The organism is Methylolobus aquaticus (assembly GCF_054172105.1).
The window spans coordinates 16,989-37,574 of record NZ_JBSYXP010000009.1 but is presented as its reverse complement, the minus strand read 5'-3'; the positions used below and the strand labels follow the sequence as shown (position 1 = coordinate 37,574).

Annotated in this window: 16 protein-coding genes; 13 read left to right on the top strand and 3 right to left on the bottom strand. The window is 66.9% G+C overall.

The window, feature by feature from the left end:
- The first annotated feature begins 55 nt into the window (after positions 1 to 55).
- From ACW73L_RS13320 to ACW73L_RS13310, 3 genes are all read left to right on the top strand, one after another.
- Positions 56 to 2,365, top strand: a complete 2,310-nt coding sequence (locus ACW73L_RS13320; RefSeq protein WP_498922660.1) for an MMPL family transporter — start codon at positions 56 to 58, stop codon at positions 2,363 to 2,365.
- Between the two features lie 231 nt (positions 2,366 to 2,596).
- A complete protein-coding gene (locus tag ACW73L_RS13315; protein WP_498922659.1) occupies positions 2,597 to 2,953 on the top strand; it encodes a hypothetical protein in 357 nt (118 codons plus the stop codon).
- The gene (locus tag ACW73L_RS13310) at positions 2,950 to 3,303 is read left to right on the top strand and encodes a hypothetical protein (RefSeq protein WP_498922658.1); all 354 of its coding nucleotides are present in this window, start codon (positions 2,950 to 2,952) and stop codon (positions 3,301 to 3,303) included. The genes ACW73L_RS13315 and ACW73L_RS13310 overlap by 4 nt, the downstream gene beginning before the upstream one ends.
- 157 nt (positions 3,304 to 3,460) lie before the next feature.
- On the opposite strand, the gene ACW73L_RS13305 is transcribed toward ACW73L_RS13310, so the two are convergent.
- From ACW73L_RS13305 to ACW73L_RS13295, 3 genes are all read right to left on the bottom strand, one after another.
- A complete protein-coding gene (locus ACW73L_RS13305) occupies positions 3,461 to 3,820 on the bottom strand; it encodes a DsrE family protein (RefSeq protein WP_498922656.1) in 360 nt (119 codons plus the stop codon).
- A 91-nt stretch (positions 3,821 to 3,911) separates the two neighbouring features.
- Positions 3,912 to 4,571 (bottom strand): NAD(P)H-binding protein, encoded by a 660-nt coding sequence (locus tag ACW73L_RS13300; protein ID WP_498922655.1) that lies wholly within the window; start codon positions 4,569 to 4,571, stop codon positions 3,912 to 3,914.
- Positions 4,572 to 4,639: 68 nt separating this feature from the next.
- A complete protein-coding gene (locus tag ACW73L_RS13295; RefSeq protein ID WP_498922653.1) occupies positions 4,640 to 4,975 on the bottom strand; it encodes a DUF5684 domain-containing protein in 336 nt (111 codons plus the stop codon).
- A gap of 302 nt (positions 4,976 to 5,277) precedes the next feature.
- Here ACW73L_RS13295 and ACW73L_RS13290 point away from each other — a divergent pair, with 302 nt between their 5' ends.
- The 10 genes from ACW73L_RS13290 to ACW73L_RS13245 all read left to right on the top strand — a co-directional run bounded on the left by ACW73L_RS13290 (position 5,278) and on the right by ACW73L_RS13245 (position 20,289).
- A complete protein-coding gene (locus ACW73L_RS13290; protein WP_498922651.1) occupies positions 5,278 to 6,027 on the top strand; it encodes a hypothetical protein in 750 nt (249 codons plus the stop codon).
- A gap of 89 nt (positions 6,028 to 6,116) precedes the next feature.
- Positions 6,117 to 7,988: a VWA domain-containing protein gene (locus ACW73L_RS13285; RefSeq protein WP_498922650.1), complete on the top strand. Its 1,872-nt coding sequence runs from the start codon at positions 6,117 to 6,119 to the stop codon at positions 7,986 to 7,988.
- A gap of 97 nt (positions 7,989 to 8,085) precedes the next feature.
- Entirely contained in the window at positions 8,086 to 8,883 is a 798-nt protein-coding gene (locus ACW73L_RS13280; protein ID WP_498922648.1) for a hypothetical protein, read from the top strand.
- Positions 8,884 to 8,982: 99 nt separating this feature from the next.
- Positions 8,983 to 9,219 (top strand): antitoxin, encoded by a 237-nt coding sequence (locus tag ACW73L_RS13275; protein ID WP_139557845.1) that lies wholly within the window; start codon positions 8,983 to 8,985, stop codon positions 9,217 to 9,219.
- Positions 9,216 to 9,623: a type II toxin-antitoxin system tRNA(fMet)-specific endonuclease VapC gene (gene vapC, locus ACW73L_RS13270; RefSeq protein ID WP_498922647.1), complete on the top strand. Its 408-nt coding sequence runs from the start codon at positions 9,216 to 9,218 to the stop codon at positions 9,621 to 9,623. Before ACW73L_RS13275 ends, vapC begins: the two co-directional genes overlap by 4 nt.
- Before the next feature lie 322 nt (positions 9,624 to 9,945).
- Entirely contained in the window at positions 9,946 to 11,529 is a 1,584-nt protein-coding gene (locus ACW73L_RS13265; protein WP_498922645.1) for an SrfA family protein, read from the top strand.
- 25 nt (positions 11,530 to 11,554) lie between these two features.
- Positions 11,555 to 14,545 (top strand): virulence factor SrfB, encoded by a 2,991-nt coding sequence (locus ACW73L_RS13260; RefSeq protein ID WP_498922644.1) that lies wholly within the window; start codon positions 11,555 to 11,557, stop codon positions 14,543 to 14,545.
- 10 nt (positions 14,546 to 14,555) lie between these two features.
- Positions 14,556 to 17,228: a putative virulence factor gene (locus tag ACW73L_RS13255; protein ID WP_498922642.1), complete on the top strand. Its 2,673-nt coding sequence runs from the start codon at positions 14,556 to 14,558 to the stop codon at positions 17,226 to 17,228.
- Positions 17,229 to 17,239: 11 nt separating this feature from the next.
- The gene (locus ACW73L_RS13250; protein ID WP_498922641.1) at positions 17,240 to 18,304 is read left to right on the top strand and encodes an SEL1-like repeat protein; all 1,065 of its coding nucleotides are present in this window, start codon (positions 17,240 to 17,242) and stop codon (positions 18,302 to 18,304) included.
- On the top strand, positions 18,301 to 20,289 hold the full coding sequence (locus tag ACW73L_RS13245; protein ID WP_498922639.1) for a vWA domain-containing protein: 1,989 nt from the start codon (positions 18,301 to 18,303) through the stop codon (positions 20,287 to 20,289). The genes ACW73L_RS13250 and ACW73L_RS13245 overlap by 4 nt, the downstream gene beginning before the upstream one ends.
- The last annotated feature ends 297 nt before the right edge of the window (positions 20,290 to 20,586 follow it).

The following is a 20,586-nucleotide window of genomic DNA, read 5'->3' as shown; positions in this document are numbered from 1 at the left end:
TTGCCGCGCTGCACGATGGGCCGGACATTGGTTCGCTCGAGCGGAGCCGGTGCGCATGAGCAGCCGGTTTGCCATCGCGCTGTGGCTGGCGATGTTGGCCGGTTCCGGCTGGATGCTGTGGCGCGCGCCGCCGGTCAGCCAGGACCTCCTGTACTTCCTGCCGCGCAACCCGAGCACCGAGGAGCGAATTCTGGTCGATCAGTTGCGCAGCGGCTTTCCGTCGCGGCTGGTGCTGATCGCGCTGGCCGGTGCCGAGCCGGCCGAGCTGGCATCGGCCAGTGCCGCACTCGGCCGCGCATTGCGCAAGGCTCCCGAATTCGAACGGGTCCTCAATGGCGAGGCCGCGTGGTCGGACGCCGACACGCGCTTCGTCATGGAACACCGCTACTTGCTGAGTCCGGCCGTGGCGCCGGGCCATTTCGACCCCGATGCCTTGCGCGCAGCGCTGGAGGCGCGGCTCGCCGAACTCGGGACGACGTTGGGCCTGGCCACCAAACATCTGTTGGCGGGCGATCCGACCGGCGAGAGTCTCGCGATTTTTCGGCGTCTGCAGGGGCAGGCGCAGCCGGAGCGACGCCACGGCGTGTGGTTCGCCCGCGATGGCACCCGCGCGCTGCTGATCGCGCAGACACGGGCCGCCGGGTTCGACATGGATGCCCAAGGCCGGGCGGTTGACCGGATACGCCGCGCGTTCGCGGAACTCGCCAATCCGCCCTCCATGACGCTGGCGCTGAGCGGACCGGGGCCTTTCTCGGTCGAGATCAACGACACGATCACCCGCGACGCCGAGTTCATCTCGACGCTGACGATGATCGCGGTCAGCCTGTTCCTGTGGCGGGTCTACCGTTCGCTGCGCTTCGTGCTGCTGACGTTGCTGCCGCTGGGCTCCGGGGCGTTGGCCGGCATGGCGGCCGTCGCGGCCTACTCGGGCAACCTCAACGGGATCGTGCTCGGTTTCGGTTCGGCCCTGATTGGCTTCGCAAACGATTACCCCGTTCATCTATTCACCCACTTGAACGCCGGGGAACCGGTCGCCGCATCGATCCGGCGGGTCTGGCCGACCATTCGCCTGGGGGTGCTCGCGACGGTGGCCGGTTTCGGTGCGATGCTGTTCTCGGGCTTTCCGGGGCTCGTCGAACTCGGCGTGTTTTCGATTACCGGCCTGCTGGCCGCGGGTCTCGTCTGCCGTTGGGTGATGCCGGCATTCCTGTCCGGCGCGTTGAATCTGCCGCATTGGCCGGCCTTATTTGGGCTGCTCGACCGCGGCCGACAGGCGGGCTTGCGCGCCCTGCTTCCGCTGGGACTCGTAGTGCTTGCGGCGGTGAACGCGCGGCTCGCGATGCCGGTCTGGGACGACGATATCGCGCATCTGAGCCCGCTGTCCGAAAGCAGTCAGCGCTTCGATCAGGAACTGCGGGCCGAACTGCGGGCGCCCGAACTGAACCGGATCGCGCTGATCATCGGCCCGACAGCAGAAGACGTGCTGCGGCGGACCGAAGCCTTGTCCGGTCCATTGGATGAAATGGTTGGTGCGGGTTCGCTTACGGGGTACGACCTCGCTGCGCATTACCTGCCCAGTGCCGCGCGGCAGTTGGAACGCCGGGCAGTTCTGCCGGACCCGGGCCAACTGCGCCGTGACCTGAGTGTTGCCGCGCGTGGGCTGCCGTTCAGGCCCGGCAGTTTCGAGCCTTTCGTGGCAGCCGTCACCGCAGCGCGCAATCAGTCGCCATTGGAGCTGGCCGATCTGCGCGAGACGTCGCTGGGTTTGCCGCTGGAACCGCTGTTGTTTCCTTTCGAGGCGCAGTGGGTCGGGCTCGTCACGCTGGGCGAGTCTACGGCGCCGGGCCGGCTGGCCGAGGCCGTCGCGGCTGCGGGCGGACGGCTCGTCGATCTGCGCGAGGAATCGACCCGGCTGATTACCCGTTACCGCGAGGAAACTCTGGCGATGTTGTCACTCGGTGGGCTCGTGATCGTACTGCTGCTCCGCGCCGGTCTCGGTGCCTGGAGCGCGGCTTTGCGGGTTGTGCTGCCGATGGGTCTGGCGCTGGTGTTCACCGGCACCCTGATCCGGGTCGTCAGCGGCGGACTGTCGCTGTTTCACCTGGTCTCGCTGCTGCTGGTCATGGGCCTGGCGATGGACTACGGCCTGTTCTTCAACCGCCCGCCGGCCGACCGCGAGGAGCATCGCCGCACGCAGTTCTCGCTGCTGGTCTGCACGATGACGACGCTGTTGCCCTTCGGGCTGCTGGCGCTGTCGCAGACGCCGGTGTTGCGGGCAATAGGGCTCACGGTCAGCGTCGGTGCTGCCAGCGCCTTCGTGCTGGCGGCCTGGCTCGCGAAGCCGCAGCAGGCTTCCGGGACCTGACCCGGGCGCGCCCTTTCCCCTCTTCGCCCAATCGTCGCGTGCCGGCTTGTTTGCTTCCAAGCGCGGCTGGGCGAGCCTCGCAAGCCCACCAAGCTACCCCGACTTGCCACTGCCGGTCTATGGGAAGTCCTACGCATTGACCCACTCCGCGTGCGCGATTAGAAGAATGTTCAGGGGGAATCGCGTCCGGCGTGACGGCGGGCGCGCCGCCGGGCACAAGAGGGACTCGCCATGACTACGATGAAATGCCTTGCCAGCGGCTTGATGGTGCTGACGGCGCTGGTGTTGTCCGGCTGTGCCTCCGCGCCAGTAACGGTCGCGCCCATGCCGCCGGCCAAGTATCGCGTGATGGCCAAGGCCACGGGCAAGGCCTGCGGCTCGATCGGCATCCTGGGGACGGCCTATTACGTGATCCCGATGGGACTGAATTCCCGCGTGGAGCGCGCTTACCAGTTGGCGGTCCAGTCGGTTCCGGGCGCGACCGCCCTGATCAACGTCGAACTTCAGGATGATTGGTTCTGGTGGTTGCTGGCGACGACACGCTGCACCACGATTTCCGGGGACGCGATCAAGGAGGAGCGGCGATGAACACCGTGATCCGCAGCCTGATGGCAAGCCTTTTGGTTGTGATGCTGGCCGGATGTGCCGGAGACCCCGTCAAGATCGCCAGCGTGACCGATGTCAGCAAGATCGACCGGACACAGGGCCGGCGAATCACCGCGGAGGCCGGCGGATTTCAGCTGCTGCTGGTGATTCCGATCAATGTGAATTCACGGCAGCGTCGCGCCTATGAGGAGCTGCTACAGGAAGCAGCCGGCGACGAGATTGCCGACGTCAAGGTGACCGAACAGTGGGCGTACGGTTTCGTCGGCACGACCTACTGGACGGTCATGGAGGCTACCGCCTATCCGCGGAAGCATGAGGTCCGGCCCCGCTGAGTGTGCGCGTCCCCCGGCGTCGTCGGGACGCAGCCGGGGCCGCGGGCGCATCGTGGGGCGCGATCTGTGCCGCCGTCTGGTCGTTTTCCCTGGGATCGAGGTGTTGCGCGACCCGGGATTTACCACAGGCCGGAGAACGGCTTCGCGCCCCCGGGCCTCAGAACATCACGCTCTTGTCGCGCTCCAGCACGGCCGCGATGTAGTCCGGCATGCCCTTGATGGTCGAACCGGCCACGAGGTCCGCGTCGCCGACCTGGCGTGCCACGGCGCAGGCGCCGCAGACCCAGATCGGGATGCCGGCGGCCTGTACCGCGGCCAGCAGGTCCTTCAACGGTGTCAGGTTCACGCCCGTGACATGGTCGGCGACGCCTTTGCGTGCCAGGACCACGGCTTCGTTCCAAAGCCACAGCACGACATCGTGCCCTTGCTCCTTGGCCGCTTTCGCGGCGATGAACGGTAGCGTGGCCATCGTCGGGTCGTCAGTGCCGTGGCTACCGGAAATGATGAAAGTCTTCATATTGCCTCCGTGTTGTGGGCTCATCAGGGATTGATGATACTCCACCTCGTCGTGTCGTCCATCCGCAAACAGCCGGCATCGTAATCCCCGGTCAGCGAGCGGCGCGCAGCGCGGGGTTCTCCAGGAACTGGACCCCCGGCACATCCTCATGCGCGGCTCGGACCAGCGCCAGGGCAACCTGGGTGGCGGAAACCGGCTTCCACCGCTCCGGCAGGAGCCATGCCAGCCGTTTGCCGAGTTCTTCCCCGAAGCGCATCGAGCTGCGCTCCCCGATCAGCAGGGACGGTCGCGCAATCGTGACCGAGGGATAACCGAGTCGAACCACGGCCTCTTCCAGCTCGCCCTTGACCCGGTTGTAGAAGAACCGCGACCCGGCATCGGCCCCGGCGGCGCTGACCAGCAACAGGTGCCGGGCGCCCGCGGCACGCGCCGCTTCGGCCACGCGCAGCGTGTAGTCGAAATCGACTCGCCGGAAGGACTCGCGTGAGCCGGCGTCGCGCAGGGTCGTGCCCAGTGCGCAGAAGACGAGATCCACGCGGAAGGCTGCGCTGCTCGCGTCGAGGTGTTCGTAATCGACGAGACAGTCGTGAACCCGCGGCACTGCCGCGGCATCCGGACGGCTGCGGCGCACCAGCGCCCGCACCTCCGCGACGGTTTCGTCGGCGGCCAGCAATCTGACGCATTCGCGCCCGACGATCCCGGTCGAACCGGCGACGAGTGCGGTGGTGTGTAGGTGGGCAGCTGACGGCATGGTTTGTGATCGCGTGCAGGCGATTGAGGTCGTTGGTGGAGGCGAAGCAGTTGGACCCGAATCCGGAATCAGGCGCGGGGCGGCGGCGCGGAATAGCGCGCGTCGCCGAAGCCGAGCAGCGGAAAAAACACGAACGGCAACAGCAGCAGACCCAGCAGGTAAGGCCACTCCTTCCCGAAGCGCTGGGCGAGCTTCAGATACAGAAAGCCCGTAGCGAACACGTTGACCACCGGTGTCAGCGACAACACCAGCAGCCACCAGGGCTGTCCGGTGATCTGCGTCAGCACGTAGATGTTGTAGATGGGGATGATGGCTTCCCAGCCTTCGCGGCCGGCTTTCTCGAAAACCTGCCAGGCGCCGGCGAGGGTGATGATGATCAGCAGTATGCCTATGGAATCCGACATGGCGGGTGCTCGGCGTATCGGTTGCGGAACGATACGGTTAACGATACCCGACGGGCGCGGCTGAGCTCAAGGCAAAGGCCGGCTGGCCGACGCCGCCTGAAGCCCTCCGTCGCCACGCCGATCCGGTGCCGGAACGACCTTACGCCGTCCAAGTCCTGCGACAGCCGCGTTGCCGACTTAAGGGCTGGCAGACGCAGCGAAACGGCGCCGCGCTGTTTCCTTTGGGAATGGACCCGTTATCATCGTCCCTGCCGAGTGCGCGTCCGCATGACGAATCTGCAACCCATTACAGGAGGTGAACGATGAAAGAGACAGCTGCAACGGCAGGCCAGGTCGCGAGCATGGTGTCGGGCGTCGAGGCGATCGAGATCAAGGCCACCGTGGCCGAACATCAGATCGACGCCGCGCTCGCGCATTATCGTCTGACCGTCGACAACGACGAGGAACGGTACATTTATTTCTTCGACACGCCGGGGTTGACGCTGTTGGAGGACGGGATCATCGCCCGCGCCCGGCGCATCGTCGGCGACGAACACGACAGTACGATCAAGTTCCGGCCGGTCGTGCCGGCCGAGATCCCGGCCAAGTGGTGCAAACACCGGGGCTTCAAGATCGAGGCCGATGCCAGCGAGAAGGGCGTGGTCAAGTCGGCGTCGTTCACGATGCCGGTCGAGAAGGGCCTGATCAAAAAGGTTGCCAGCGGCGACAAATCGATTGCCAAGCTGTTCAGCAAGGAGCAGGAGCGCTTTCTGACGGATATGGCGGACCGCAAGATCGATTACGACGCGCTGAGCGTGCTGGGGCCGCTGAAGGCCCATCGGTGGCAATTCATGGATCCCGGCTGCCCGTGGGAGATCACCGCCGAATTGTGGAAGCGCGACGATGGCGACCGGTTGATGGAACTGTCCATCAAGGCGTCGATCGTGCAGGCTGCGGCGGCGATCGGCGGTTTCCGGGCGTTCATTGCCGAGGTTGGCGCGCAGCAAGACGCCGACGAGCAGAGCAAGACCCGCTGGGCGCTCGACTACTACGCCAGCCGGCTCAAACCATGAGACGGTGCCGGTGGCAGCGGCGCTCGGGCGGCGCAAGTCGCCAGCGGCCCGGCGCCCGGCTCCGCTGACCCCTGCCGGTTGCGAACGGAATGGCCGATCGCCTCAGACTCGCCCGGACAGCGATCGGCGCCTATCCCCTGCCGGCTGGCGTGCCGCGACCCGATGCGGGAACCTATCGCGAGATCAATGCCGTCCTGCGGCGCCATTTGCCGCCCACCGTCGTCAGCGTGCTGGCCGAACCGGTCGAGAACGCCGCAGCGGGCTATGTCGACTGGTTTACGTCTCTGGCAGGTCAACCGGTCCCGCTGCGGACGCTGACTGGCCCGGCGCGGACAAGAGCCGACAAGCTGCTCGGTGACCGGCTGCAGGCGATACGGACGCTGGCGGCGCGTCGCGCGGTGATCCGGTCCGAGGCGCTGTCCCAGATGCTCCGTCAGGCCACGACCTATCCGTCGGACGACGCGATCTATGTCGTCGACGGACAGCCGGTCGTCACGTTCTGGGGTTACGGTGAGCCGCCACCGGACGCCGCGGCGCCGGCCAGGATTGAGGCGCCCCGGGCGCCACGAACGCGGCTTTGGCTGCTCACCCTGCTAGCCGGCACCTTGCTGGCCGCATTGGCCGGGGCGGCCTGGTACTTCGGTTTGCTCGATCGGCTGTTCGATAGGACCGACTACGCCGCGCTCCTCGCGGAAGACCGTCGGCAGGGCGAACAGCTGCGCCGCGATTTGCTGCAGCGTGAACGGCAGTTGGCCGAAGCCCTGCGCACCTGTGCGCTGCAGACCTCGCTCGAGGGTTTGCATAGCGAAGGAACCGTGCTGTCGAAGCAACTCGCCGAGTTGCGGGAGCAGGTCCGGAACCGAGTCGTTTTTTGCGCGGCCCAGGCCGAAACCATGCGATTGCAGACGGAAGCCCGCGAGCTGGCGGCAAGATTGCAGGAATTGCGCGCGAACCTGGCCAAGCGTGTCTCGGCGTGTCGCGATCAGGCCTTGGTCGAAGCCCGTGCGGAGCAGCGGCGCCTGCAGGCGAAACTCAAGAGCTTACGGGCGCGGCTGAAGGATCAGCGGGAAGCCTGCAACCGGCCGCCTCCGCCACCCAAGCCGGAACCAGTCAAGCCGCCCCCGAGCAAGCCGCCACCGCCGGAAGCGGTCCCAGTCAAGCCACCGGCGTCGGAGCCTAAGCCGCCTCCAACCCCGGCGGCGCCAGCCGCGCCCGCGCCGCCGCCCCCACCACCGCCGGAAGCCAAGGCCGGCGCGTTGCCGCCTTGTCCGGGCGAACGTCCGCCCGAGGATGCGCCCGATGTGGCCATCGTGCTGGATGCCTCCGGCAGCATGCGGACGCCGGAGGTGCTCGACAGCGCCAGCGCGGCTGCGGTCACGGCGTTCGAGAGCTGCGTCGCCGTGATGGGTCCGCTGATGTGCGCTCCCTTCGCCGCGGCGTATGAAATGGTCATGCAGACCGCGCACGGGCCGACCCGGCTGCAGTCGGCGCAACAGTCGGTTACCAGCGTCGTTCAGTCGCTGCCGGCGGATGTCGACGTGGCGCTCGCGGTGCTGGAGGACTGCCCGCGTGCGACCGACTACGGCTTGTTCGAGAACGCCCAGCGCCGCCGCTTGTTGCAGACGGTGCACGGGCTGACGCCGCGCCAGGGCACTCCGCTCGCGGACGGACTGCTGCAGGCGGCTCGCCGGGTCGATGGTGTCCGTGCGCCGGCCGTCATGGTCGTCGTCTCGGACGGGAAGGACAGTTGCGGCGGCAATCCGTGTGCGGCCGCGGCCTCGCTGAAGGCCGCCAAGCCCAAGTTGAAGATCAATGTGGTCGACATCGTCGGTGATGGCGCGGTGAACTGCATCGCGAACCTGACCGGGGGCGATGTGTTGACACCCCGCTCCGGCATGAATCTGGATCAACTGGTCAAGCGCGCCGCGAGCGACGCCGAGAAGCCGGCGCATTGCAAATGAACACGGGCGACATGGAGCGAGGCAAGATCTCGGTGCCGCCAGGGGCTGGCGCGGTTCGCGGTGATCGGCCCATGCCGTGTGAACCGGAGTCACCGCGATGACGCGCTGCCGGATTGCCCGCACGGCAGCCGATGCCTATGCCTTGCCGGCCGGGGTCAAGGTGCCGGACCCGGCCATGTTCAAACGGCTGCACGGCCTGATCCGCCGTTATCTGTCGCTCGCGGTCGCGAATGTGTTGGCCGAACCGGTTCCGTTCGCTGACGGCAGCCAGCTGGACTGGTTCACGCCGCTGGGCGGTCAGCCCGAGCGCTTGCTGGATCTCCCCGAGCCCGAGCTGCCACGGGTCCGCCGGGTGCTCGACACCCGGCTGGAAGCGATCCGGGAACTGGCGCGCCGTTTACCCGAACTCGACCCGGAATGCACCGACGCGCCGGCCTTGCTGCAGGCGACCGCATTCCCGGGCGACGACGCGATCTATGTCGTCGGCGGTCAGCCCGTCGTGATTTTCTGGGCTTATGGTGTGCTGCCGCGATTCGAACCTGACGCGGGCGCCGCTGTGTCTGCGCCCGGCCGTCGTGCCCGCTGGACGGTTGTTGCGGCGGCCGTGCTGTTGCTGCTCGGTGTCGCCGGGTGGGCAGCGTTCCATTTCTCGCTGCTGCGCTGGCCGCCGTGGGGGCCCGATTATGTCGCGTTGCTCAAGGCCGAACGCGCGGAGGGCGAGCGCCTCCGACGCGAACTGATCGAGCGGCACAGTGCGCTAGCCGCGAGTCTCGGGCACTGCGCGCTGCAGGATCAGGTCGCCACGTTGCAGCGGGAACGCGAGTTGTTGGTAGGGCGGCGGGACGAATTGGCCGCGCAGCTCGGGCGACTGATTCAGAGCTGTAAGACGCCGTAATCGAACCGGCGCCGGCAAATGCGCCGATTTGACCGGGGCTGGTCATTTCTGATCGGTTAGCGTATATATTTTTGTGTTTACAAAATGGGAGCAGCACCTATGGCAACTTCCACTGCGAAAGTCTTCACGAGCGGCAACAGTCAGGCGATTCGTCTACCCAAGGAATTTCGCCTGGATGCAAAAGAGGTCTTCATTAGTCGCTCCGGCGACAGTCTGATACTGACGCCGCGGATGCTGTCTTGGGAAGGGTTTACCGAAGGCCTAAGCGGCTTCAGCGATGACTTCGAGATCACCGAGGAACTGGCTGCCGACACGCCCCGGAAATCCCTGGAATGATCCATTACATGCTCGAGACCAATGTGTGTATCGGCGTCATCAATGGGAGTCCGCCAACTCTTCGGAACCGTCTGTTAGGAATGCCGCCGGAAACGGTGACGATTTCGCAGATCGTCCGCTATGAACTCGAATTCGGGGTGTGTAATTCCCGGCAACAGCAGAGGAACCGAGCCAATCTGACGCACTTCCTCAAGTATGTGCAGGTGCTGGATTGGAGCGACGAGCAATCCATCGAGGCAGCTGAGATTCGCTGCGCGCTGGCGCGGAAGGGTCAGCCGATTGGCCATTACGACATACTGATCGCCGCCCATGCTCGATCACTCGCTGCCGTTCTGGTGACTCACAACACCCACGAGTTCGGACGGGTGGAAGGATTGCAGTTGGAGGACTGGGAGTTGCCGTGAACCCGCCGATACGAAGGCAGCTATCTGGTGGTGCCCAGCCGTCTCGGCTATCGCGGCTGCGTGCGGGATCTACACGTAGCGTAATCGTTTAGACCTCGCTGGTTGCCGGAGCGGACCGGGGCGCCGAGACACGCCGTGAATACCTCCCTGTAGGCTCGGCTGCGGGTTCCCTCCCGCAGACGGTCTCGGCGCCCCAGTCCCACACCTGCTGCCGGTCAAGAGGGGAATGGTTACCCGGCACCGGTGGGCCTGAAGCGTCCGCAGCCGGGCACCAATACGACTTTGCTACAATCCGGACAGCGCCGTTCCGCCCGCAGGCGCCGTGACACGCAGGGCCGTGCACCCGGGCGCCATCGTAGCCGACGAGGGATTTCAGGAAGCGAACATGGCTGGCGCGTTGCTCAGATCCGGCAATGTCAAGCAGTACAAGCCGCTCGGTGCGACCGGCAACCCGGTCTACCGTGCCGCTTCGCAGCTCCGCGCCGCGATACGCCGGCAACTCGGGGCGGATTTCGCCGAGTTATTCGCGATTCCGCAGCAGGACGACAAGGGCGACACGATCGACTGGTATGCGCCGCGCGAAGGCAGCGTCGTGCCGTGGACGGCCGCGACGACCGCCGAACGCGAGGACGCGAAAGCCTGCCTGCTCGCGGCCCAGCGCGAACTGAGCGCGAAGAGCCGCCTCCTGCAGGACGCCGACAACAGCGAGCAACAGGTCTTCGGTCGGTTGCTGGAACTCGCGACCCGGATTCCGGGCGAGGACCATGTCTATCTGGTCGACGGCCGGCCCGTCATGACGTTCTGGGGCTTCGTCGAGCGCGATGCGCCGGACTACCAGGACGTGCTGGCGATGCTGGACGTCGGCGGCGATGCCGCTAATGCCGCCGTCGGCGCGGAGACGGCCGAGACAGTGGTGGACGATGCGGAGCACAGTACCTCGCGTTTCCGCTGGTGGCGCTGGCCGTGGTGGCTGCTGTTGTTGCTCGGACTGTTGCTGCTCAGCGCGCTGTTGTTCGGCCTCAGGGGCTGCATCCCGGCGTGGGTCCCCGGCGCTGAGCTGATCGCGCCGGTCGCGGACAAACCGGCAGTCCTGCCCGATGAAGCCGCGGAGCCGGCCCCGGAGCAGCCCGACGGGGCTGAGCTACCGGTCGACACCGCCCCCGATGAGACCGTCATCGACGAGATCCATCGCAGTGGCGTGATCGACCGGTCCATGACCGGGTCCACTGTCGTCGATCGAACCGGCGAGGCGACGGAGTCCGAGCGCACAGAAGGCGAGGCCGAACAGGACGGAGCGGAGGCCGTGACGCCGGGCGGGGATGAGCCCGCACCACCCCAGACGCCGGCCGAGAAGGGCGCCGAACCGCCGAACTCCGAGCAGCCCGGTGAGGCCCAGAAGCCCGCCGAGGAGCCGCCGGGCGATCCCGCCGGCAAGCAGGATACGCCCGCGAATGACAAATCGGCGAAGGAGACCTCGCCGAAGGTGCCTGGCCCAGGCGGCGCGGGCGGCCCCGACGGGGCTGCCGGTGCGCCGCTGACGATCCCCAAGGATGCGGCCAAAACGGGTTCGACCGATTTCATGAACGGCCGCTGGCAGTCGGTGACCGGTCTTCAGGACGCCGACGGCAACCCGGTCCGGCTGGAGTACGAGTTCGCCAAGGGGCAGGGGACGGCCAGGCTGCGGCATCGCGCGGGCGGCAAGGAACAGGAATGTAGCGCGGCCGTGCGTTCCTCGTTCAGGGGCTCGAAGCTGATGATCGAACAGGCCGACGACATCCGCTGCCCCGATGGCACCCGCTTCCAGCGCTCCGCCGTCGAGTGTGCGACGAACCCGCAGGGACGCGCCGAATGCCAGGGCAGGAACCAGGACGGTTCCGCGTATCAGGTCCGGATCAACAAGCAGTGATGCGAGCGCGCGAGGATTTCCCGAGATGTTGAGCGAGCTGGTCGAATTCTCGGACAACGCGACGCTGATCATGCGCAGCGGCGTCCAGTTCCTGGATTTCGGGCTGTCGGTCGATCTGCGCAAGGAACCGCCCGGTGAATTCGCGCTGCAGAGCAGCCAGCAGTCGCTGGCCCGGCTGGAATGGGACGAGCGGCGCGAACGCTTCGTGCATCCGGCCGATCCCGGCGCCGTCGTCAAGCCTCGCTTCAGCGCCAGCGTCGACGATTCGCTGAAATTACTGGACGGCTGCTGGGTGCCGCTGCCGTTCCTGCGCGCGGGTGCGCAGCGCCGTTTCGACGACGGTCCGACGACCTGGGCGCGTGGCCGCATCGTCCGGCTCGCGGCCGGTGATGACCTGCGCGGCCACACCCACCGGCTGACGCTGGCCTTCGATACCAACGTGCTGGACCGCGGCGACGACACGGCCTATCTGGCGCCGACCCCAGCGGACGTGCAGACCGGCGCGAGCTTCCAGTTGGCCTATCGGGCGCACGAGTGCCCGTGGTTCCCGGAACAGCCCTGGGTCGATGAATGGCTGCGCGAGGTCTACCGTGACGAGGCCGCGCGGCGCCTGCGGATTCCGGCCGAGGACATCGAGACCGAACTGGAGCAGTTCGCGCACCATGCCCACTATCTGAACTTCCTGACGCTGATCGCGACCCGGCTCCGCCTGCCGCAGATCCGCGTGCGCAGCAATGCGGCGGACGACGTCTACGCGCCGATCCCGGTCGATCTGGTGCTGGACGTCGGCAACAGTCGCACCTGCGGCATCCTGATCGAAGAACATCCGCAGCAGCACGACGGGCTGAAGAACCGCTACGAGCTGACGATTCGCGACCTGTCCGAGCCGCACAAGGTCTATCAGGAACCCTTCGAGAGCCGCGTCGAGTTCGCCCAGGCCCTGCTCGGCAAGGAACATCTGGCCTGCAAGGGCGGCCGCAACGATGCCTTCGTCTGGCCGACGATCGCGCGCGTCGGGCGCGAGGCCGCGCGGCTGGCCAACCATCGCCGCGGCACGGAAGGCTCGACCGGGCTGTCCAGCCCGAAGCGTTACCTGTGGGACGACGATCGCTACGAACCGGGTTGGCGCTTCAATGTCGCGTTCAACCAGGAAGACATCGAACCGCATGCGACCGGCGCGCCGTACAGCAATCTGATCAATGAGCGTGGCGAAGCCCTGCACGAACTGCCCGAAGACGAGCGCATGCCGGTATTCGTGCCGAAATACTCGCGCAGCTCGCTGATGACGTTCCTGTTGTCCGAGATCCTGGTGCACGCGCTCGGCCAGATCAACAGCCCGGCGCAGCGCATCAAGCAGGGCGATCCGGAAAAGCCGCGGCATCTGCGTTCGATCATCATCACGGTGCCGCCGTCGATGCCGAAACCCGAGCGCCGGATCTTTGCGCGGCGGCTGCAGGCGGCCATGGGTTTGGTCTGGAAGGCGCTGGGCTGGCACCCGGAGGACGATGCGATTGACGCGATCGATGCCGCCGGCGCGTCGACCGCCTGGCCGCCGTTCCCGGCGATCCACACCGACTGGGACGAGGCGACCAGCGCCCAGGCGGTGTACCTGTTCAGCGAGATCCACGAGCATTTCGGCGGGCGTCCGGAGGACTTCTTTCGGCTGCTGCGCCGGCGCGACTCGTCGGGGGCCGGGCAGGCGATCACGCTCGCGTCGATCGACATCGGCGGCGGCACGACCGATCTGGTGGTCGCGGACTACCGCCTCGACCACGGACAGGGCGCGAACGTCTACATCCTGCCGGAGCAGCGCTTCCGCGACGGCTTCAAGATCGCCGGCGACGATCTGCTGCTGGAAGTGATCCAGAAGATGGTCGTGCCGGCCATCGAGGCGGCGCTGCGCGATTACGGCGTCGCCGACCCGCCGGCGCTACTTTCGCAGTTGATCGGCGCCGAGACGCTGTCGGTGCAGGATCGCACCTCGCGCCAGCGGCTCGCGCTGGAGGTGTTCTATCCGCTCGGCCTGAAGCTGCTGCATGCCTATGAGCGTTTCGATCCGACCCAGCCGACCGAGCCGCGGGTGCTGAAGATCGGCGAGGCCTTGAGCGCCGCGGAGCGGCCGTCGGACCACGTCGTCGCGCATTTCGCGCTCGGCGTGCGGCGGGCCGTCGGGCCGCGCGACGCCGATTTCGACCTGCTCGCGGTGCCGGTCGCATTCGATCTGCACCGGCTGCACCGGCTGTTCCTCGAGGACCAGTTCGAGCTGTGCAAGACCATCCGCGCCTTGTGCGAGATCGTCCATCTGTACCATTGCGACGTGCTGCTGCTGAGCGGACGCCCGTCGTGCATGCCCGGCGTGCTGGCGCTGTTCCGGCGGCTGTTGCCGCTGCCGCCCGATCGGATCGTGCCCTTGCACGGCTATCGCGCCGGCGTTTGGTACCCGTTCCACCGTGACGGGCGGATCAGCGACCCCAAGACCACCGCCGTCGTTGGCGCGATGATCTGCAAGGTGGGCGGTGCGCGGCGCATCCCGAACTTCAATTTCCTGGCGCACGCGTTCAAGGTCTATTCGACGGTGCGGCAGCTCGGGCTGATCGACCAAAACCTGGTGCTGCGGAATGCCGACGTGTACTACCGCGACATCAATCTGGACGACGAGGAATACGAGTTGCCCGAGACGCCGTTCGAGGTCCGCGCCCGCATGATTCTCGGCTTCCGGCAACTTGCGTCAGAGCGCTGGCCGGCGACGCCGCTGTATGTCGTGGATCTCAGCGACAAGGCCAAACGCATGCTGGCGGATGTCGACCGCAGCGCGCCCGCGGTCATCGAGGTGGGCCTGAAACTCGATCAGCGGCGCGGCTCGGGGCCCGAGAGTTTCAGCGTCGCCTCGGCCGTGACCAGTTACGGCACCGCGCTGAATCCGGCGCGCGACGTGCTGCTGAAGCTGAATACGCTGACCACGGTCGGCATCGGCGAAAGCAGCTACTGGCTGGATACCGGCAGTATTCTCCGGTGAGGACATCGCAGTGACGACCTGGGACGATCGAAACCTCTCCGCGCAATGTGCAGCCCTGTACGACGGTGCCGGGTCCGCGCTGGACTGGGTGGCCGCGGTGCGCGGCAATTCGCAGCGTCTGGACCGCGAGGCGGATGGGCTGAACGAGACCTTGCGGCGCTCGCGCAACCTGGCGCGCCGTCTCGGTGCCGCGGCGCAGCGGCCGTTCTCGGCCGGGGTGTTCGGCATGTCCCAAGCCGGCAAGTCGTATCTGATCTCGTCGCTGGCGCGCGCCGCCGACGGGCGGCTGCAAACGCTCCTGGACGGGCAGCGCGTCGATTTCATCGGGCACCTGAATCCGCCGGGCGGCGGCAAGGAGGCGACCGGGCTCGTGACTCGCTTCACGCGCCGGCCGGGCAGCGCACCGGCGGGGCATCCTGTCGAGCTGACGCTGTTCTCCGAGGCCGACCTCGTCAAGATTCTCGGCAACAGTTTCTTCAACGACTTCGATCGGGAGCGTGTCGCTTTCGATACCGATCAGGACTCGCTCCGAGCCTTGCTGGCCCAGGTCGAACGCTTCCGTCAGCCGGCGCCGACCGGCGGGCTCGACGGCGACGCCGTCGTCGACCTGATCGACTATTTCGAGCGGCGCTACGGGAAGTCGTTCGCGCCGCTGCGCAGCGATTACTGGCCGCGCGTGCTCGAACTCGCGCCGTATCTCGCGGCGGAGCACCGCGCCGAGCTGTTGTCGGTGTTGTGGGGCCGGATACCGGATCTGACCCGGGCCTACTTGACGCTGCGGAATGCCTTGCAGCAGCTCGCGCATGCCGGCGTCGTGTACGCGCCGCTCGAAGCCCTGGTCGCGGGTGCCGGCGATACGCTGTCCTGGCGCCCGGACAGCATCCTGAATGTCGACGTTCTTGACCGGCTCGGGCGAGCCGACTCCGAGACGATCGCCGTGCGGCCGGCCGCGGAGGGCCAGGTGTTGGGCGAGGTCCGGATCGCGCGCCCGGTGCTGGCGGCGCTGACCGCCGAAATCCGTTTCGAGCTGGCGGACAGCCCGGTGATCGATCTGCTCGAGGAGATCGATCTGCTGGATTTTCCCGGTTACCGCGGCCGGCTCGAGATCGGCGATCTCGACGAAGTGCGGAAGCAGCTGAAACGCGACGATGTGGACCCGGTCGGTCAGTTGATCCTGCGCGCGAAGGTCGCCTACCTGTTCGAGCGCTACACCGAAGATCAGGAAATGAACGTGCTGCTGATGTGCACGCGTTGCGACAGCCAGATCGAGGTGACCTCGCTCGCGCCGGCTTTGTCGACCTGGGTCCACAGCACGCAGGGCGAGAGTCCCGCGCTGCGCGGCACGCGGCCACCCGGGCTGGTCTGGGTCATCACGCAGCTCGACCGGCGGCTCGAACCCAAGCCCGGCCAGACCGTCGCCCAGCAGCAGCAGGAATGGTCGAACATGATCCACATTACGCTGCTGGAACGTTTCGCGCAGTCGGACTGGCTGCAGGCCTGGTCGGAAGACAAGCCTTTCGACAATGTCTTCCTGGTTCGCAAGCCCGGCATGCTGCGCAGCGCGTTCACGATCGACGCGCAAGGACAGGAAACGGGCTTCCTGTCCGACGAGGAGCGGCAACGGCTGCAGCAACAGCGCGAGTATTTTGTCGGCAGCGACGCGGTCATGCGCCACGTCCGTGATCCCGTCGCGGCCTGGGAGGCTATGCTCGGCATCAACGACGGCGGCATGCAGCGGCTGGCGGACTACCTGCGCGCGGTCTGCAAGCTGCAGGCGAAATGGGACCGCATCGGCGAGCAGGTCGTCGCCGTCCGGAAGGAGATCGGCGAACACCGGCTGCTGCCGTATTTCCAGAGCGAGGGCGCCGGCGAGGTCGAGCGGAAACGGCAGAGCGCCGAGCGTCTGTATCAGGCGGTCGTGAACGCGCCCGACGGTTTCGGCGAACTGCTATACCGCCTGCAGCCGGATGGCGAATTGCTGCGTCGGCTCTACCTCGCGGCCGAGAACGGCGCGAGCGAGGAGGCCAGCAGTTCCGACGCGAAGCCCACCCCGGCCCGCAAGACGCTGATCAACCTGCCACTGAAGAAGACGAACGAGCCGACCGCGACGGTCGAGCAGGGCGGACGGGCCGAGCGCTTCGCGAAGGCGGCGGTGTCGGTCTGGATACGCCAGTTGCGCGGCCTGCCGGATGCCGTCGAGCTGATGAATTATCTGGAATTGCCGGCGGAGGCCGCGCGCATCGTCACCGATGAACTGGTCACCGGCCTGGACCGCCACCAGCTGGAGCAGAAACTGGTCGCGGCCTTAAAGCCGCTCGAGGACATGCGCGGTACGACCCGGATCGGCATCGTCGACCAGCAGGTCATGGTCGTCCGGCAATTGCTGGGTGAGTTCGTCGACCGGCTCGGTACCGCCGAGCTGCCGGTCGGGCAGCGGCCCGAATCACCGCTCGGCGGCCGGCGCGTATTCGAACCGCCCGCGCCCATTCCGTCGGGCAGCCTGCCCGAACTGCCGGACGAGGAACTGAGTTATTCCGGGGCGTACATCATGGACTGGCTGGAAGCCTTCACGTCGCTCGCGATCGGCAATGCCGGACACCGCGCCGGTCGTGAGATCACGCCGGAGCAGAATGTGCGCCTCGGCGAGATCCTTGCGACGATGGGCGGGCCGGGTAGCGGCTGAGACCAGCAGCCGTGGCGATCAAATGTGAGTTGAGGAACGATGCCGCGCGCGGTCCGGGCTACGGCGTGATCCGCATCGCCGGGCTGCCGGTGGGCACCGTGCCCGCGGTGTTCTGCCTCGAACGCAATCAGGACGCGCTGCCCTATCTTGGGCCGGGTGGTCGCTGGCAGGCGCAGGAGGCCTGGCATCCGGTCGCGAGCGCCGAGCCTACCGGCGAGACGGCGGTCGAATTGCCGGTCGGACCCGAGATCGTCGATGCGCTGGTCGAGCAGCCGCAGCATGTGATGTGCCGCTTGTCGGTCGATTGCGGTGGGGGCCCGCAGGCTGGTGCCCTGAAGCTGCAGCGGCCCTTGCTCAGTTCCAGGGCGCAAGGTTTCGTGGCTGCCTCTGTTGCGGTCGAAGCGCCGGCACCCGAGCCCGAGCCGGAAGACTTTGTTGACGAGTCGCCGGACGAGATCCTAGTCGTGCCGCTGGCCGAGCCAGTGCCACCGGTGCAGGACCGCAGCCGGTGGCGCATCGTGTTGTGGATCGCGATCCCCTTGTTGCTGCTCGCGGCCGTCGGCGGCTGGTTGTGGTGGGATTGCCGCGTGCCCGGATTGCCCGGTCCGCACTGCGCGCCCGGGGCGGCGCCCGAGATGGCAGTCACGCCACCGGCCGAGACCTTGCCGCGAAATTGCGGCGGTCTCGACGGCGAGGCCTGCCTGGCCCTTGCAGTCCGCGCGACCGAAAGCGGTCAACTCGATCAGGCTCGGCAGTTGCTGCAGGAAGCCGGCAGTCTCGGGGCCGTCAAGGCTTATGTCCGGCTCGCGCAAATGTACGATCCAGGGACATGGGTGGCCGATCGGAGTCCGGTCGCACAACCCGACTGGGAAACGGCGGCGTACTGGTATGACGAGGCGGCGCGGTCCGGGGACGACGAGGGCAAGCCGGGCGCCGGGCGTCTGTATTGCGCCAACGCGAGCGATCCCGCGTTCCTGAGCCATGGCGCCGAGTTGCTGCGGCAGGCGGTCGCCGCCGCGCCGGGCGATGCGGGTCTGGCTGAGGCCCTGAAGAATTGCGAGGAGCGGCTCAAGTGAAACTACAACGTCGATGGGTCGTGTGCATGGTGCTGGTGCTGCTTGCAGCCACAAGTCAGTATGCGGCACCGCCGGCCGCCGCCGCCGAACCCTTGCTGCTGCCGGGCAAGAAAACCTTGTACGAACGGGTGCTGACCCGGCCTGGTGCGAAGCTCGTCGCCAGTCCCGGCGCCGCGGATGGTAAGCCCGTCGTGGCGCTGTCCCGGTTCTACGTCTATGAGCGTCAGGACGCCGGCGGCAAACAATGGGTGAAAGTCGGCGGCAGCAGCCGCGGCAACACCGACGGTTGGCTGGATGCGGCGCAGACCATTCCGTGGAAGCAGCAACTGACGCTGGCCTTCACGAATCCGGCCAACCGGTCGCGCGCCTTGCTGTTCGACAGCCATGACAGCGTCATGGGGCTGCTGAAAGCGCCCGATGCCGGCGCGAAGGCCGCGGAGCTTCTGAAGTCGGTCGAGTCGGGCAAGGCCGATCCGCGCGTGGTGTCGGTCGAGCCCAAGGAATACGTCGATCTGTCGAAGAAGTTCTATCTGCTGCCGATCCTGCAGGCCGAGGCCTTGAGCGCCCCGGCGAACGTTCGGGTGTTACAGGTCGCCTCGGTGACCGCGAAACCCGGCGATGCCTCCCCGGCCGAGGCGCAGAAACGGCAACAGGAAACGCCCGCGGTCATCCGCAGCTTCAGCGCCGCGGTCGTGTTCGTCATCGACACGACGATCTCGATGGGCCCTTACATCGATCGGACCCGCGACGCGGTGCGCCGGATTTCCGCGAAGATCGAAAAGGCGGGACTCGGCGATCAGGTCAAGTTCGGGCTGATCGGCTTCCGGTCCAGCACCAAGGCCGTGCCCGGTCTGGAATACGTCAGCAAGGTGTACGCGAATCCCGGCGAGGTGAAGTCCGGCAAGGATTTCATGGACAAGGTCGCCGGTGTCAGTGCGGCCACGGTTTCCAGCGCCCGTTTCGAAGAGGATGCCTACGCCGGGGTCATGGAGGCGCTGCGGCAAGTCCACTGGAACGACTTCGGCGGCCGCTACGTGCTCCTGATCACCGATGCCGGTGCCATCGAAGGCGGGGATGAGTTGTCGGAGACGAAACTCGGCGCCGAGCAGGTCCGGATCGAGGCGGCGCAACTCGGCGTCGCGGTGCTCGGCCTGCACCTGAAGACGCCCGCCGGCAAGGCCAATCATGCCCGCGCGGAAAAGCAGTACCGGACCCTGACGCAGCATCCGCAGGCGCGCCGGCCGCTGTACTACCCGATCGAGTCGGGTACCGTCGAGCGCTTTGGCCGTCAGGTCGATACGCTGGCTGACACGGTCGTGCAGATGGTGCAGGGCGCCTCTCGCGGTGAGCTGGTGGCCGGCAGCGCCCAGTCGGTCCAGGGTGGCAAGCCCAAGGAAGCCGACGAGCAGATCAAGACCGACGCGCTGGCGGTCGGCCATGCGATGCAGCTCGCCTATCTGGGCCAGCAGAAGGGCACCCAGGTGCCGGATCTGTTCACGGCGTGGCTGTCCGATCGCGACTTCGCCCACCCGGAACTCGCGACGGTCGATGTCCGTGTGCTGCTGACCAAGAACGAGCTCAGCAATCTGAGCGAGGCGATTAAGCTGATCCTCGACAAGGGAGAGGAATCGCAGCGCAACGACACCGCCGATTTCTTCAACCTGCTGCGTTCCTCCGCGGCGCATATCGTGCGCGACCCGGCGAAGCTGAACGATCCGAAGGCTAAGAATCTCGCCGATCTGGGGCTGCTCGGCGAATATCTGGACGATCTGCCCTACAAGAGTCGGGTGATGAACCTCACCGCCGACGAGTGGGAAACCTGGAGCGCCAGCGCGCGCCAGCAGGAGGACTTCCTCGACGGGCTGCGGCGCAAGCTGCGCCACTATCAGCTCTATCACGACGACGCCGACCGCTGGATCATGCTGGACGGCTCCAGCGATCCGGGCGAGGCGGTCTATCCGGTGCCGATCGACGCCCTGCCGTGACCGCCGGGCTGCCGCTCTCGGATCGTGACGTTTCACCGCCTTCCGGTTGCCGGAGCGGAGCGGGCCGCCGGGACACGCCGTCAAGTCGTCCCCTCACCGTGAAAACGCCGTGTAGGCTGGATAAGGCGCAACGCGCCGCATCCGGCAACAGTGCTCGCCGGATGCGCTGCGCCCTTCGACTCCGCTCAGGGCACGCTTATCCGGCCTACCGGTTGTCATGTTCGGGGGTGCCGCTTGCGGCATGGGCGGTTAGGCTCGGCTGCGGGCTCACTCGCGCCGACGGTCCTGTCGTCCCGC

Excerpts from the sequence above, each read along its gene's own strand:
- ACW73L_RS13320 (WP_498922660.1), top strand. The coding sequence starts at position 56 with ATGAGCAGCCGGTTTGCCATCGCGCTGTGGCTGGCGATGTTGGCCGGT.
- ACW73L_RS13315 (WP_498922659.1), top strand. The coding sequence starts at position 2,597 with ATGACTACGATGAAATGCCTTGCCAGCGGCTTGATGGTGCTGACGGCG.
- ACW73L_RS13310 (WP_498922658.1), top strand. The coding sequence starts at position 2,950 with ATGAACACCGTGATCCGCAGCCTGATGGCAAGCCTTTTGGTTGTGATG.
- ACW73L_RS13305 (WP_498922656.1), bottom strand. The coding sequence starts at position 3,820 with ATGAAGACTTTCATCATTTCCGGTAGCCACGGCACTGACGACCCGACG.
- ACW73L_RS13300 (WP_498922655.1), bottom strand. The coding sequence starts at position 4,571 with ATGCCGTCAGCTGCCCACCTACACACCACCGCACTCGTCGCCGGTTCG.
- ACW73L_RS13295 (WP_498922653.1), bottom strand. The coding sequence starts at position 4,975 with ATGTCGGATTCCATAGGCATACTGCTGATCATCATCACCCTCGCCGGC.
- ACW73L_RS13290 (WP_498922651.1), top strand. The coding sequence starts at position 5,278 with ATGAAAGAGACAGCTGCAACGGCAGGCCAGGTCGCGAGCATGGTGTCG.
- ACW73L_RS13285 (WP_498922650.1), top strand. The coding sequence starts at position 6,117 with ATGGCCGATCGCCTCAGACTCGCCCGGACAGCGATCGGCGCCTATCCC.
- ACW73L_RS13280 (WP_498922648.1), top strand. The coding sequence starts at position 8,086 with ATGACGCGCTGCCGGATTGCCCGCACGGCAGCCGATGCCTATGCCTTG.
- ACW73L_RS13275 (WP_139557845.1), top strand. The coding sequence starts at position 8,983 with ATGGCAACTTCCACTGCGAAAGTCTTCACGAGCGGCAACAGTCAGGCG.
- vapC (WP_498922647.1), top strand. The coding sequence starts at position 9,216 with ATGATCCATTACATGCTCGAGACCAATGTGTGTATCGGCGTCATCAAT.
- ACW73L_RS13260 (WP_498922644.1), top strand. The coding sequence starts at position 11,555 with ATGTTGAGCGAGCTGGTCGAATTCTCGGACAACGCGACGCTGATCATG.